The following is a 13,744-nucleotide window of genomic DNA, read 5'->3' as shown; positions in this document are numbered from 1 at the left end:
GTATTTCCTTTTCTCGATGATTATTTCGACGCCGGCGCCTGCACGCGAGACGTGCTTTCGGCGCGCGGTGTGTCACCGCCGGGAGCCGTGGCCGGACGGCGCACGAATCGACTCCAGACTGGCTCGCGGTGCGGCTGCGGTACGGGCTCCTTGCGGACCGGCGGTGTGCCGTCCGCTAGATCGCGCCGAACCGCCGCCATTTCGCGGCGGGATTGCCTGAGCTCACGACGTGCCACCATGTTGCGGCGCGAGACACGCCAGACACCGGTCAGCAGGAGGGCCAAGCCCACCGTGCCGATGGCGCCGAGGACGATGCCGTAGCCGAACAGCAAACCGCTGGAGCCGTGGAAGTGGTAGTCGAAGACGGCGAAATCACTTGGTAGGAAGTTGGCTTCGCCGTTGTTCGCCACCACGCCGGCGACCCCGACGATCACTGCTGCGATCAAGACGACGAGCCCGATGATGATGATCATGACAATCCTGTTGTGTCGAGTTGTATGACATCCCGGCTATTCCCGGGGACTCGACAACCAAACGTAGGTAATCGAACTCGACTGTTCGTCGGCGTTTACGCCCGTCGATTCGGTCTATTCGATGGTCATGAGTTCGTACACCATCACCTTGCACAACGTCACCCACGAGTCCGCCTCCGCCATCGAATCCTCGCTGCGCAGCGTCAACGGCGTCGATTACGTCGACATCGACGTGCCGTCCGAGTCCGCCACCGTGAACTCCGACCTCACCTACAACGAGGTGCTCGAGGCCATCCGGAACACCGGGGTGTCGGCCAGCTGATCTTGTTGTCCGCCTGGTCAACTCGGCCGCTACCCGGTCTATCGCCTGCCGAGATCGAGTCGTCTGGTTACCCGGTCGACGAGGTCCGGCGGCATGCCGGGTTCGCGGCGGGCGTTGAGGGCTTCGCGGCGGCCCGCTTCGACGACGTCCTCGCGGATGTCGCGGAACTTCCTGACCAGCTTCGCGTTTCGCACGGCCTCCGACTTGGCATCCGCGTCGGCGGCCTGCGGGTCGGCTCGCGCCATGCGTTGACGGAAGCCGTCGCGGAGTCGTTCGTAGACGTCATCGGGTAGGTCTTGTTCGGCGGCAATCTCTTTCAGCCGGACCATCTCCGCCTTGATCACGCGCTCCCACAGCTGGCGTTCGAGTTCGCGTTCCTTCTGGGTGTCCGCGTGCACACCGGTGAGCCGGACGACGAACGGCAGCGTCGGTCCTTGTAGCAGCAGTGTGAACAGGACGACGACGAAGGCCGTGAACAGGATTTCGGTGCGACCGGGGAAGTCCTTGCCGTCGTCGGTCACGAGCGGAATGGCCAGTGCCAGTGCGACAGTCGCCACGCCGCGCATACCGGCCCACCAGGTGACGACCGTCTCCCGCCAGGTGTACGGCTCGTCGGCGTTGGGCCACCAGGCTCGCCCGATCGCCCAGGTGGTCAGGAGCCAGACCAGGCGCAGACCGACCACCACGGCGACCACCACACCCGCGCCGCCGAGCAGCCTCGGCCAATCATGGCCTGTCGCATCGAGTACCGCGCCGAGCTCCAAGCCGATGAGGCCGAAGGCGAAGCCGCTCAACAGCATTTCGATGATGTCCCAGAACGACGCACCGACCAGTCGGTAGTCCGAGTCGGCGAATTCGGTGACGGCGTCGGTCAGATACAACGCACACACCAGCACGGCGAGCACGCCGGATCCGTGCCACGCCTCGGCCAGTCCGTATGCGGCGAACGGCAACAGCAGACTCAACGACACCTGCCACGTCGCCTCCGCGAGATAGTTCGTCAGCCGACTCCCCGCCCACCCGAGCACCAACCCGACGGCGATCGCGACCACCGCCGAGATCACGAATTCCGCAGCGGCACGCGGCGCGGAGAACTTGCCGGTCACCACAGCCTGGACCGCGACGCCATAGATGACGATCGCCGTAACGTCGTTGAACAGCCCCTCCCCACCCAGCACCACCACCAAACGACGCGGCAACCCCAGACTCCCCGCCAAGGCGGTCGCCGCCACCGGGTCCGGCGGAGCCACCAACGCCCCCAACGCAACAGCCGCAGCGATCGGCAGCCCCGGATACCAGGCATGGAACACCGCCGCCACCCCAGCCGCCGTCGCAACCACAAGCCCGAACGCCCGCAGCGCGATCAGCCCCCAGTTCTCCGCGAACTGCCGCCACGAAGTCCGCCGCGACGCCGCATACAACAGCGGCGGCAACACCAACGGCAGGATCAAATCCGGCAGAACATTGATCCGCGGCGCAAACGGAACCAGCGCCACCACACACCCGAACACCGTCATCAACACCGCCGAAGCAACCCCCAACCGCTTCCCCAGCGGCTCCGCGAAGATCGCGGCAAACAAGATCACAAACATCAGCACCAACTGGTCCATGACCGTCCAGTCTGCGATGCCCCGCCAAAGTTACCCACCCGCCGCGCCGTACCGAGGCAACTCGCGCTGCCGGACGTATAGGCGCGCCGAATCCAGCCCAATCCAGGCTCCCGACGGGATCGAATACGTGGAGAGTGATCAACCGTGCGGCTGTGAAAAGGGGGTTCAGCGATGCGATTGCTCCTGCCAGGAACCTACGGTCCTGTCTCATCTGGTCTGCGTACCGCCAGCGGCGGTATAGTTGACGGTATGGCTGGACGGAAGACGTCGATCTCGCTCGATGAGGAAACTCTCGAGATCCTCAAGCGCCGCGCCGACGCCGAGCAGCTCGATCGCTCCGCATACCTCGCTCGGCTGATCCATCGCGACGACCTTCGGCAGCGGATCGCCGCGGACAGCGCCACGCTCAACGCCGCGGGCCATACCCCCGACCGAGCCACCGCGGTCACCGCTGCCCTCATCGCCCAGCGGCGGTCCGCCGACTGATGTCACTGCCTCGATTCGGCGAGGTCTGGCACGCCCCGTCTGGTTCCGTGCTGCCCGGCGGCATGCTCTGCCTCATCGTGAGTTCCGATGACTACCACCGCATTCGGCGCCAATACATCATTGTCGAAGTCGTCACCGATCCGCTGTCGGGCGACGCGATCATCTGCTCCCTCGGACCGGTCGGCGTCGCCCTTACCGGCGCTCCGTTCACCGTCGGGCCGGGGTGGTTCGCCGGTACCGACGAACCGATCGCCATCGTCGACGAGGCCGTCGCCCGCCGTGCCGCCGACCAGATCCGAGCGATTCTCGGGCCATGACCAAACCGGCTGATGTGCCGCTTACCTCATGAATACCGAATGGGTTCTGGGGTACGGCGGGCCGGGACCAGGTCCCACCAGGTGATGCAGCGCCAGATCCATTCGAGGGGGCCGTAGTAGAAGAGCTTCAGCCAGGCCCAGCTGGCGATTGCCTGGATGGCGATGATGGCGGCGGCTACGGCGAGGAGGACGCTGTACTTGGCGGAGCCGGATAGGGCGAGTCGGGGTTCGGCTAGGAGGATCAGGGCGGTGGCGGAGACGTAGTTGGTCAAGGCCATTCGGCCCATTGGTTCCAGGACTTCTGAGAGGACTGCGCCGGTTTCGGTGCGGAGGATCAGTAGTAAGCCGGTGAGGTAGGTGAGGGCGCCGAGCAGGCCGGCGATCGGTGGGGCACTGCTGGCCAAGAGATCCAGGTAGGGGGTGCGGTACTCCCACATTGCTGTTAGTACGGCGGCGGGGAGGGCCAGGGCGAAGAGGGCGGTGATTTGCCAGGTGCGTTCGTCGAGGGTGTCGGCGATGCCGTAGCGGGCGGTGGCCAGGCCGAGCAGGAATAGGCCCGGCACCAGGCCGAAGCCGCCGCCGAGGGTTACCGCGACGCCGATTGTTGCCGCGAGTCCGGAGACCAGGATCGCCAAGCGCGGCAGGGCGGTGGCGGGTAGCAGGATCACCAAACCGACCAGGGCGTAGGGCAGTAGGGCTTCGCCGGGTTGGAATTGGTGGTGGATGAAACCGAGGACGCCTAGTGCGACGAGGCGGCGGATCAGGACCAGCCGGGGGCGGTCGGTGCGCTGGGCCGCACTGTCCAGGAACAGCGCGAAGCTCAGGCCGAACAGGAACGAGAAGATCGGGAAGAAGCGGCCTTCGAACAGCACCGAGAGCAGGTGGCGCAGCGGGACCATCTCGCCGGGTGCGCGGACCGCGGCCATGTCGGTGAGCTGCCAGATGTTGACGACCAGGATTCCGCAGAGGGCGAATCCGCGCACGGCGTCGAGCTCGTGGATGCGGCCTGCCTCGTTCTGCATGCGTCTCAAACTAATGATCATCCGGGCCGGAGCCACGCTTCTCCGACGTGATGTCGCGCATACACTTCATGCGTTAACTGTTTGTGCGTTAACATTGATGACAGTTCTACAGGAGGACAGATGGACGATCCGCTGCAGCTCGACCGGCAGGTGTGCTTCGCATTGGCGGTGGCCAATCGCGCGGTGCTCGGCGTCTATCGGCCGCTGCTGGAACCGCTCGGGCTCACCCACCCGCAGTATCTGGTGATGCTCGCGCTGTGGGGCGAGGCGCCGATGTCGGTGAAGGCGATCGCCGAGGCGATCCAGCTGGACTCGCCGACGCTGTCGCCGCTGCTGAAGCGGTTGGAGAGCGCCGGGCTGATCACGCGCGAACGCGACAGCCGGGACGAGCGGAACCTGGTGGTGAACCTGACGCAGGCCGGTGTCGCGATGCGCAAGCAGGCCGAGAAGATCCCGCCCGCGGTGGTCGAGCGGCTCGGCGTCACCCTCGCCGACCTCGAGGAACTCCGCGAGGTGCTCACTCGCGTCAACGAGGCGGCGCGCCGATCTCTGTCGGTCTAGCCCTATCCGCAACACCCGTTAGGAGTTTGCGCATGACCCGAAAATCGCGGCGGCCCAACCCGATCCAGTGGATCGGCTACGCCTTCGGCCGCCGCCTGCCCGATTCGATGACCGACTGGGTGCGTAACGACCTCGCCGGAAAACACGCGACCACCCGCCACATCGTGCGCGGCATGATCCCGTTCACTCCCCTGTTCGTCGTGTTCCTGCTCTTCCCCGGCGAGCTGTGGTTACGCGGTTCGATGGTGCTGCTCGCCGTGCTCCTCGCGCTGTTCTACACGGCGGCCTTCATGCCGATGAACCGCGCGCATAGGTTGGCCAAACACGGACTCCCCGCCGACTTGGAAAGTCCGGAACGCACGCGCCGCCGCGCACTGGAGCGCGCGAGGTACGCCGCCCAGCACCCACACTGACCGCTCTTCGCTCGCCGCGCATGAGTTGTGCTGCTGCGCGTGAAATTGCCAGCAATTCAGTGCGCGCGTGGATGATTCGTGCGCGGGGCGGTTCAGCCGGTGGTTAAAGCGAGGTGCTGGTGACGGCGGACGAAGATGCTCGGGACCCATTGTGCTGCACCGGGAACCATGCGGAACGTGTCGGTGTGTTCGAGTAGTGCGGCGATGGCAATGCGGGCTTCCAACCGTGCCAGTGCGGTGCCGACGCAGAAGTGAAGGCCCTTGCCGAAGGCCAGATGCCCGCGCGGGACGAGGCGATCCAACCGGATCTCATCCGGATCGTCGAAGACCGCCGGATCACGATTCGCGGCACCCCACAGCAAGAGCAGGTGACTGCCCGCAGGCAGCTCTACGCCGCCCAACTCGGTATCGCTGACCACGTGGCGGTGGTGGGCGCGGAAGGGCGATTCCAGCCGAAGTGCCTCTTCGAGAAAGGGTTCGAGCAGATCCGGATTGGCACGAACGCGGCGCTGCATGGCCTGATCCATAGCGAGGAGCCGGGCGGCATTGCCGATCAAACCTGCCGTGGACTCACCACCCGCGCCGACCAATTGGACCAGCATCACAACGGCGACCTCCCGGCCGAGATCACCTGCGGCGCAGGCACGGGCAAGGTCACCGAGTAGGTCGTCTCCTGGCTCGCGGCAGGCTATGGCGAACTTCTCGTACAGGTAGCCTGCCAACTCGACCGAGGCCGTGACGACCGCGCCGAGACGTTCGGTCGTGACCATCCCGGCGAGCAGTTCGGTGCTGGTGTATCCCCAATTCATCAGCCGCGCAACGTCACTGTCCGGCAGACCGATCAGACCGGCGACCATGGTCATCGGCAGGCGATCCCCCATCGCCGACATCCACTCGATTCGTTCTCCGTCGAACCCCTTCTCCCACAACTGCTCTACGGTCGCGGCGATCATCGGCTCCAGCGCCCGAATACGTTTCGCGACCAACGCTGGCAGCACCATCTTCCGATGCCGCAGGTGCTCGGGGTCGTCACCGGTGGCGAGGACATGCACGGCCTCACCCCGATCATCCAAGCCGAACACCGCCGACGAGCCATCCGGCTGACGGACCAGCGCACCGGTCAGGTTCGAGGAGAAGTCCGTCACCCGGTTGGTCGCCTCGACCACGAGGTCCCACCGGCTCACCAGGAAGAAATCGGTGCCCGCCACGCGATGCACCGGTGAGTCCGCGCGCAGCCGTGCATAGAACGGGTACGGGTCGTCGAGCAGGCCCGGCTCGAACAGGTCGATCGCGTCCAGCGCATTGGTCATCGCCGCAGCCTTTCCGTGGAGCCGATAGCTGTTTCTCTACAACAGATTTCGGCACCTCCACAGCCCTAGTCAACAGTTTCGGGAAAGTGAGAATCGGCTGGTCATCGCTGTTGTAGGCCGCCGTCTCGCAAACCGGAGGGACCTGCGGATCGATGTGGCAAACTGATCGAATCCATCTCACTATGAGACAAAATCGTTTGACCGTATCTCGGCCGAATCGAGGTTCCCGATGCCCGGACAACCGGATTGGCTGGCTGGCGGCGACCGACATGCGCTCGCCATCGAGCGCATTCACGCGGCCGCCGCCGACCTGATCGACCGCAACGGCATGAACGGACTGAACATCGACCACGTCGCCGCACAGGCGGGATGCTCACGGGCGACCGTCTACCGATACGTCGGCGGCAAATCCGCCCTGCGTGAGGCGGTGCTGGCCGCGGCAACCGCCCGGATCGCCCAGCTCATTCAGCGCTCGGTCGCGCCGCTCAGCGGTCCCGAGCGGGTGGCGCAGGCGATCCTCGCGGCATTGTCGGCCGTCCGCGCCGATCCGGTAGCCGTCGCGTTCCTGAACGCGAGCACACCGCAGGAGATCGACGCGTTCCTCGCAGGCAACCCCCGCCTCGCCGACGCCGCCCGCGCACTCACCGGAATCGCCAGCGACGACCCCGCCGCAGGCCAGTGGATCGTCCGGGTGGTGCTGTCACTGTTGTTTTGGCCCGCACCCGATCCCGCCACGGAGCGTGCGCTGGTCGAACGGTTCGTCGTGCCCAATTTCGCCGCATAGCAAGCACACTCAGCGCATCGCCCACGGCGCGATACCCTGCACCGCGAAGTAGCCGTCGTCATCGAGGTCGTCGGTGGCCAGGAAGTCGAGCCAATTCCGCACTGCGCGAACGAGTGTCCATGCTCTGGCTCGATCGGCGTCGAGGCTCGCGCCGTCGACGATCGCAGCGAAGCGTTCGTCCAGCGACGACTCCGATCGACGGTTCCAGATCAGCGACAGGGTGGTGAATTCGGGGTCGCCGACGAGGGGTTTGGGATCGATCACCAGCCAGGGCTCGCGCGTCCCGGCCAGCACGTTCTCGTAGTGCAGGTCCTCGTTCACCAGAAGCCGGGCTGCGTTGGGGCCCAATTGGTTACACGCATCGACGGCCGCGTCCAGCAGTTTGCGCGGGAACGGTGCACCGAGGCGCTGCCAGTCTGCGGGCAGTTCGGCCGCATGTCGCTCGGCTTCGTCTCGCAGGTCGCGGCCGAGGCCGGGCGGTGCCGGAATCGCGAGGCGGCGCAGCAGGCCGGTGGCGATCCGCACGGCGTCGTCGATCGGCTCGGTCAGCAAGGATCGCGTCGAATCGAGGCGCTCGAGCAGCAGCACGCCATGCTCAGCGTCGCTGTCGAGCAGTCGCACGGCGCCCGCGCCGTTCCACGTAGCGAGGACGAGCGGTTCGTCGCGGGTCTCCGGCGTCACGATGCTCAGTTTCAGCACGACCGAGGTGCCGTCTGCCCTGGTGGCGGGCAGCACCAACCCGGCGCAGCCGTGCATCACGGGACCGTCGACGCGCAGTTGCCAGCGTCGTATGTACTCCTCGGCAAGCGCGGGCAGCGTGGCGAGCCATGCCCGCGCCGTCTCCCCCTCGTTCCTGGCAAGACGCTCGGCGAAAGACTCGGGAACAATACTCACCTATCGAGCCTCTCAGCCCTGTCCAGCCAATTTCAGCGCTCGCGGACGCCGAGGACCGCGAGTTGGACGCGGTTGGTGGTGCCGGTTTTGGCCATCAGGTTGGTGATGTGGGTTTTGACGGTGGTGATGCCGAGGTGCAGGCGGGTGGCGATGTCGGCGTTGGCGAGGCCCTCGGCGACGAGGGCGAGCACCTCGGCTTCGCGGGTTGTCAGGCCCTGGGGCGGGACGTACTCGGTCGCGGACGGAGCGGTACGTCCCGCCAGTGCGGAGTCGACCACGCGGCGCAGCACATCGGGTGAGAACGGATGATCGCCTGCGGCGGCACGATGGATACCCTGGAGCAGGTCGGTGGGCGAGGCATCCTTGACGAGGAAGCCGCAGGCCCCTGCGGCGAGCGCCGGGTAGAGGTGATCGTCGTCGTCGAAGGTGGTGAGCGCGAGCACGCGGGTGGCTGGTCGGACCGCGAGAATCGCTGCGGTAGCGCGGATTCCGTCCATGCCGGGCATGCGCAGATCCATCAGGATGACGTCCGGGCTCAGTTGCTCGGCGAGCCGGACGGCGTCGGTGCCGGTGGCGGCCTCCCCCACCACTTCCAGGTCGTCGTCGGTCTGACAGAGCATGCGCAGGCCCGCGCGAACCAGGTGCTGATCGTCGACGATGAGGACGCGGATCGTCATGACGCCACCGGCCTGCCGAGCGGAAGACGCGCTGCGAGTTGCCATTCCGTGCCGACGCGAGCGGCGGTGAATTCGCCGCCGAGCAGTTCGACGCGTTCGTGCAGTCCGATCAAGCCGAGCCCGTGTCCGCCGGAACGATTCGCCGCAGCGCCGTTGCGAGGCTTCGGCGAAGATCCTTTGTCGCGCAACGTGAATCGGACATCGCCGTCTTGCATGGCAATGGTCAACTGCGCGGCCGTACCCGACCCGGCGTGCTTCGCGATGTTCGAGACTCCCTCCTGGGTGAGTCGCAGCAGCGTAAGGGCAAGTACCGCATCGACATCGATGACGTCCTCGGTCACCTCGGCATCCACCGTGATCCCCAACTGCCGTGCGCGATCCACCACGGCGGCGAGTGCGGCGGGCAGGTCGGCGGGGGCGATGAAGGAGTCACCGGTCATCGCCGGATCCCGCAGGATGGCGACCAGCCTGCGCAGGTCGGCGAGGGTTTCCTTGCCACTGGCGTGGATGTCGTCGAGAACTTCGAGTGCCCCGGGTGGCGCGTCGGGCATGGCATGCCGGGCGACGCCGACGCGCAGCACCGTGGAGGACACGTGGTGCGCGACCAGGTCGTGCAATTCCCGTGCGATAGCCGTGCGTTCGAGGGCCCGGGCGGCGGCCACCTCGGCGTCGCGACGCTGGGCGATCTCGTGCGCCTCGCGCCGCGCGTGGTCGGCACCCTCGCGCGCCGTGCGCAGCAGCATGCCGATCAGCACCGGCGCACCCGCCATGACCACCGCTCGATAACCGTTCGCGGCGAGGTCACCGCTGGGATGCAAGAGATAGGCACCGGCCAATGCGCAGGCGGCCAGCCACGGCTGCCAGCCGGACCGCCGGGTCGACAGTTCGACCAACGCGATCGCGGCGGCGACCTTGGCCACCACCGGGCCGGTGTCGCCGATCTCGAAGCCGAGCAGCAGCAGGCCGCTCACCAGCAATGACGTGAGGAACGGCCAGCGCACCCCGCCCGCGGTCACCAGCACCGCGAGCAGCCCGATCGTCCAGTCGAGCACGCTCGGCGAATCGGCGAGGAACAGCAGGCACCCCACCGCCGCAACCGCGAGCACCAACAACCGCACCGGCAAGAAGCGCACGTCGAGCCACGATTCCACCCCGCGTGTCACCCCAGCCGAACTCACCACGTTCCCCATCATGCCGTGCGCCAGGAGCGCCCGGCTCCTCCCTCCGGAGGAGCGCCCTCCTCCGAGCGGCCGAGATTCGGGCCCGCGGGCGGAGTTGTCGGATCTCGGCTGCCGCGAGGGTTGTGGCATGACGAACGACGACGACTCGGCGCGAGTGTCCGACGGTGGCGAGCTCCGCAATTCGACCGAGGCAGCCGAACCCGGCACAGCAAAGGACAAACCACAACCGAGCCGCAGGCGACTACTCGGCACGATGGCCGCCGCATCCGGTCTAGCGGTCGGCGCGGCCGCCGGTCTCGCCGGAGGTGTTGCGCTGGGGACGAATTCGAACCCACCGAAGTTCACACCGGCCGCGCTGCGGCGGTTCGAGGGCAAGACCGTGCTGATCACCGGTGCCACCTCGGGCATCGGCGCGGCCGCGGCACGTTTGTTCGCCGCGGAAGGCGGACGGGTCGCGTTCTGCGGGCGACGCGAGGATCGCGGTCGTGCGGTGGAACGCGAGATCCGCGCCGCAGGCGGTGAGGCGACATACATCCGCGCGGATGTGCTGATCGAGGACGATGTCCGCAATTTCGTCGACTCGGCCGTGAAAACCTATGGCGGACTGGATGTCGCGTTCAACAACGCCGGTATCACCGTGCAGAAGAAGCTGCACGAGTACAGCACCGAGGAATTCGATCGGGTGCTGAACATCAACCTGCGCGGCACCTTCCTCGCAATCAAATACGAAGTGCCACATCTGATTCGGCGCGGCGGCGGCACCATCGTGGTCACCTCGTCGAGCAACGCCCTCGCGACGGACGCGGGTAAGGGCGCGTACACCGCGAGCAAGCGTGGCCTGGTCGGCCTCGTTCAGGCCGCGGCGCTCGACTACGCGGCCAACGGCATCCGGGTCAACGCGCTCATCCCCGGCACCACCGACACCGAGTTGGTGCGCCGGGCAGGCGGAATGGAGAACATCCCCGATGACGTGTACCAGGTGATGATGAAACAGTGGGCTGGCAGCAACGTTCCGGGGCTCGGCCGCCTGGCCACGGCAGCGGAGATCGCCGCCTTCGCGCTCACCCTCGCCTCCCCCGAACACCCATATCTCACCGGCGCCCAACTGGTCATCGATGGCGGAAAGACCGCGCACGCATGAAGATTCAGCGCAACGTCCACGGTCCGATCTCCTGGACGGACGGGTAGCCGGGGTCGTCGCAGTCTTCCTCCTCGGCGAACCACAGCCAGTTCCGGGCGCACTGCACGAGCGTCCACGCACGTGCCCGGTCGGCATCGAATCCCGCGATGTCGACGATGGCGGCGAAGCGGTCGTCGAGCGCGGATTCGGTTCGGCGACTCCACAACAGCGACAGGGTGGTGAATTCGGGATCGCCCGCCAGCGGCTGCGGGTCGATGACCAGCCACGGCTCGCGTGCTGCGGCAAGCACATTCTCGAAGTGCAGGTCCTCGTTCACCAGCAGTTGGTCCGCGACGGGTCCAAGCTCGGTGCACACCTCGACGGCCACGTCCAGCAGCTTGCGCGGGTACGGTGCGCCGAGCCGGGCCCACTCCTGCGGCAGTTCCTCGGCCCAGCCTGCGGACTCGGTCCGCAGGTTCCGTGAAATGCCTTGCGGCACCGGGATAGCCAACCTGCGCAGCAGTTCGCAGGTGATCCGTACGGCGTCATCGATCGGCTCGGTGTGCAGTGCACGTCCGGCCTCCAGACGTTCCAGCAGCATCGCGCCGTCGTCGGCATCGCTCTCGTAGAGCAGCACCGCACCGTCACCCTGCCACGCGGCCAACGCGACGGGCTCGTCCCTGGTTTCGGGCGTCAGGTAGTTCAGCTTGAGCACGGCCGCGGTGCCGTCCGCGCGCCGCACGGGCAGCACGAGCCCGCCGTAGCCGTGCATGGGCGGGCCGTCGAAGGTGAGCCGCCAGCGATCGACATACCGCGCCGCGAGGTCGGGCAGGCGGTCGAGCCAGGCGCGGGCGGGTGCGCCCTCCTGGTTGGCGAGTCGGGTAGCGAAGAACTCGGGCACGACAGTCACGACATCGAGCATCTCAGCCGTGTCGATCGATTTTCGAGGAACCTAACGGGGGCCGGGAGCGGGCAAAGGTTCCGGCTTGGCGGGCGGCGGAACCGGATTGACATGCGGCGGACCCGGATTGGCATGCGGCGGAACCGGATTCAGCAGCGGGGGCACCGGCGGCGGCTCCGGATTCGCAGGCAACAGTTCCGGATTCACCGGCGGCGGAACGAGATTCGCAGGCGGAGGTCCGGGATTCGCGGGCGGAGGGCCAGGATTCGCGGGCAACGGTTCCGGACCGCCACCTTCCTCCTGCGCGACGCAGACCCACCGGCCATCCGAGGTCAACGACCACTGCGCGACCACGCCCTCGTGCGAACAATCCTCGCCGACCTGGTGTTCGTCGCGCCCCTGCCCCTGCGGGAGGCAGACCGAGCGCCCGTCCGGGCCTCGCCCCCACTGCGCGACGATGCCGTCGTGCGAGCAGTCGTCACCGACCCGGTGCCCGTCACCGCCCTGGCCCTGCGGAACACACGCCCACTGACCAGCGCGCAGATTCCACTGCGCGGCGATACCGCCCGCCGAGCAGTCGTCGCCGATCTTGCGGACGGGCTGCGGCACCGGACCGACCGGCGTCGCCGGACCCGGACTCACCCGGTTCGGCGCCACACCGGCGGCCGGAGCGGGGTTGACGCTGGGCGACAGGCTCGCGGAGGTCGTCGATGACGACTTCGCGTCCTTCGAGTCCTGATTCGACCGCAGCAGCAGGCCGATCGCGACCACCAGCACCAGGACCGCGGCGATTACCGCCGCGACGACCAGGGCGCGGTTGTCGGTTGCGCGACCGTCGTCGGGTTCGTGACTGCCGCCGGGTGCCACCATCGAAACCGCCTTCACTGTCGGACAGGAAATACCGGTACGAATGCTGATCTTCTTGGCACGCTACCCGAAGGTTGCTGGGTCAATGTTCGCTTTATGGGATTTTCATTTATGCAGGTAGAAGCCATTTACGAGAAATAGCTGCCGGTAAACTCATTTGCTGGGGAGGTGCTCCGATATTGCGGGTTACTGCTTGGGCAGCGCGCCCGCGACCCCACCGACGTCGGCGACCTTCCAGCCATTGTTCGGATCCACATTCACCGTGTAGGTGACCGTGGTCTGCGCGCCCTCGGGTGTCTGGGCGCTGGTCGAGGTGACGTTGAGGAACACATTCACCTTGTAGACCCCGTTGTCGCTGCTCATCACCTTGGCGGTGATCGGCGTCGAGGTCGAGGTCCACTTCAGCGGAACGAGGATGTCCTGCAGCTTCGGCGCGGTGGCGTCGAACTTGTTGGCCAGCTGCGAGGTGGTGTTGGTCTTGAGCTTGGCGATCCAGGCGTTGACGTCCTGGAAGTTGATGTTGGAGGCACCGACCGCGTAGTCGGTGGCGACCTGCTGGGCGTGCTGGTCGGCGGCGGCCGCGGCGTCACGATCGCTCAGATCGCCACGCGCCGATGCCCACATCGAAGCGAAGACCACACCCGCGGCGGCCAGTCCCACCAGCGCGACACCGAACGCGACGGTCGACAGGCGGATCGACACAGTCCGCGCCTTCTTGGCCACCGCGGGCGCGGCAGCGCTGTCTTCCTGCTCATCGGTTGCCGGCTTCGGTTCGGTCACAACGTCGTTCGACATCGCGGCCTCCT

Annotated in this window: 17 protein-coding genes; 7 read left to right on the top strand and 10 right to left on the bottom strand. The window is 66.8% G+C overall.

The window, feature by feature from the left end:
* Positions 1–20 precede the first annotated feature (20 nt).
* Positions 21–473: a hypothetical protein gene (locus ACQPW1_RS08035; protein WP_433662091.1), complete on the bottom strand. Its 453-nt coding sequence runs from the start codon at positions 471–473 to the stop codon at positions 21–23.
* 127 nt (positions 474–600) lie between these two features.
* On the opposite strand from ACQPW1_RS08035, the gene ACQPW1_RS08030 reads away from it, so the two are divergent.
* A complete protein-coding gene (locus ACQPW1_RS08030) occupies positions 601–795 on the top strand; it encodes a heavy-metal-associated domain-containing protein (protein WP_433662090.1) in 195 nt (64 codons plus the stop codon).
* A 38-nt stretch (positions 796–833) separates the two neighbouring features.
* On the opposite strand, the gene ACQPW1_RS08025 is transcribed toward ACQPW1_RS08030, so the two are convergent.
* On the bottom strand, positions 834–2,405 hold the full coding sequence (locus tag ACQPW1_RS08025) for a Na+/H+ antiporter (RefSeq protein WP_433662089.1): 1,572 nt from the start codon (positions 2,403–2,405) through the stop codon (positions 834–836).
* A gap of 249 nt (positions 2,406–2,654) precedes the next feature.
* Between ACQPW1_RS08025 and ACQPW1_RS08020 the strand changes: the two genes are divergently transcribed.
* Entirely contained in the window at positions 2,655–2,891 is a 237-nt protein-coding gene (locus tag ACQPW1_RS08020) for a hypothetical protein (RefSeq protein WP_433662088.1), read from the top strand.
* Positions 2,891–3,208 carry a hypothetical protein gene (locus ACQPW1_RS08015; RefSeq protein ID WP_433662087.1) on the top strand — a complete coding sequence of 106 codons (318 nt, stop codon included), beginning with the start codon at positions 2,891–2,893 and terminating at the stop codon, positions 3,206–3,208. The genes ACQPW1_RS08020 and ACQPW1_RS08015 overlap by 1 nt, the downstream gene beginning before the upstream one ends.
* Before the next feature lie 26 nt (positions 3,209–3,234).
* On the opposite strand, the gene ACQPW1_RS08010 is transcribed toward ACQPW1_RS08015, so the two are convergent.
* Positions 3,235–4,230 (bottom strand): DUF418 domain-containing protein, encoded by a 996-nt coding sequence (locus ACQPW1_RS08010; RefSeq protein WP_433662086.1) that lies wholly within the window; start codon positions 4,228–4,230, stop codon positions 3,235–3,237.
* Between the two features lie 120 nt (positions 4,231–4,350).
* Between ACQPW1_RS08010 and ACQPW1_RS08005 the strand changes: the two genes are divergently transcribed.
* Both ACQPW1_RS08005 and ACQPW1_RS08000 read left to right on the top strand, forming a co-directional pair.
* Complete coding sequence (locus tag ACQPW1_RS08005) at positions 4,351–4,791, top strand: MarR family winged helix-turn-helix transcriptional regulator (RefSeq protein ID WP_433662085.1); 441 nt, start codon at positions 4,351–4,353, stop codon at positions 4,789–4,791.
* Positions 4,792–4,823: 32 nt separating this feature from the next.
* Positions 4,824–5,204: a DUF5313 family protein gene (locus ACQPW1_RS08000; RefSeq protein WP_433662084.1), complete on the top strand. Its 381-nt coding sequence runs from the start codon at positions 4,824–4,826 to the stop codon at positions 5,202–5,204.
* Between the two features lie 92 nt (positions 5,205–5,296).
* Here the strand turns inward: ACQPW1_RS08000 and ACQPW1_RS07995 are convergent, their stop codons facing one another.
* On the bottom strand, positions 5,297–6,514 hold the full coding sequence (locus ACQPW1_RS07995) for a cytochrome P450 (RefSeq protein ID WP_433662083.1): 1,218 nt from the start codon (positions 6,512–6,514) through the stop codon (positions 5,297–5,299).
* A gap of 229 nt (positions 6,515–6,743) precedes the next feature.
* Here ACQPW1_RS07995 and ACQPW1_RS07990 point away from each other — a divergent pair, with 229 nt between their 5' ends.
* Positions 6,744–7,298 (top strand): TetR/AcrR family transcriptional regulator, encoded by a 555-nt coding sequence (locus tag ACQPW1_RS07990; RefSeq protein ID WP_433662082.1) that lies wholly within the window; start codon positions 6,744–6,746, stop codon positions 7,296–7,298.
* 9 nt (positions 7,299–7,307) lie between these two features.
* Here the strand turns inward: ACQPW1_RS07990 and ACQPW1_RS07985 are convergent, their stop codons facing one another.
* The 3 genes from ACQPW1_RS07985 to ACQPW1_RS07975 are packed head-to-tail and all read right to left on the bottom strand — an operon-like array spanning position 7,308 to position 10,059.
* Positions 7,308–8,192, bottom strand: coding sequence for an aminoglycoside phosphotransferase family protein (locus ACQPW1_RS07985; RefSeq protein WP_433662081.1), 885 nt, complete (start codon positions 8,190–8,192; stop codon positions 7,308–7,310).
* 32 nt (positions 8,193–8,224) lie between these two features.
* Positions 8,225–8,869 (bottom strand): response regulator, encoded by a 645-nt coding sequence (locus tag ACQPW1_RS07980; RefSeq protein WP_433662080.1) that lies wholly within the window; start codon positions 8,867–8,869, stop codon positions 8,225–8,227.
* Positions 8,866–10,059 carry a sensor histidine kinase gene (locus tag ACQPW1_RS07975; protein WP_433665182.1) on the bottom strand — a complete coding sequence of 398 codons (1,194 nt, stop codon included), beginning with the start codon at positions 10,057–10,059 and terminating at the stop codon, positions 8,866–8,868. Before ACQPW1_RS07975 ends, ACQPW1_RS07980 begins: the two co-directional genes overlap by 4 nt.
* 118 nt (positions 10,060–10,177) lie before the next feature.
* Between ACQPW1_RS07975 and ACQPW1_RS07970 the strand changes: the two genes are divergently transcribed.
* Complete coding sequence (locus ACQPW1_RS07970) at positions 10,178–11,191, top strand: SDR family NAD(P)-dependent oxidoreductase (RefSeq protein WP_433662079.1); 1,014 nt, start codon at positions 10,178–10,180, stop codon at positions 11,189–11,191.
* Between the two features lie 4 nt (positions 11,192–11,195).
* Here the strand turns inward: ACQPW1_RS07970 and ACQPW1_RS07965 are convergent, their stop codons facing one another.
* From ACQPW1_RS07965 to ACQPW1_RS07955, 3 genes are all read right to left on the bottom strand, one after another.
* Entirely contained in the window at positions 11,196–12,080 is an 885-nt protein-coding gene (locus ACQPW1_RS07965; protein ID WP_433662078.1) for an aminoglycoside phosphotransferase family protein, read from the bottom strand.
* A 42-nt stretch (positions 12,081–12,122) separates the two neighbouring features.
* A complete protein-coding gene (locus ACQPW1_RS07960; RefSeq protein WP_433662077.1) occupies positions 12,123–12,941 on the bottom strand; it encodes a hypothetical protein in 819 nt (272 codons plus the stop codon).
* A gap of 183 nt (positions 12,942–13,124) precedes the next feature.
* Positions 13,125–13,733 carry a hypothetical protein gene (locus ACQPW1_RS07955; RefSeq protein WP_433662076.1) on the bottom strand — a complete coding sequence of 203 codons (609 nt, stop codon included), beginning with the start codon at positions 13,731–13,733 and terminating at the stop codon, positions 13,125–13,127.
* Between the last annotated feature and the right edge of the window lie 11 nt (positions 13,734–13,744).

This window comes from Nocardia sp. CA-128927 (genome assembly GCF_050955855.1).
Classification (GTDB): domain Bacteria; phylum Actinomycetota; class Actinomycetes; order Mycobacteriales; family Mycobacteriaceae; genus Nocardia.
This window is presented reverse-complemented; position numbering and strand designations above follow the sequence as displayed.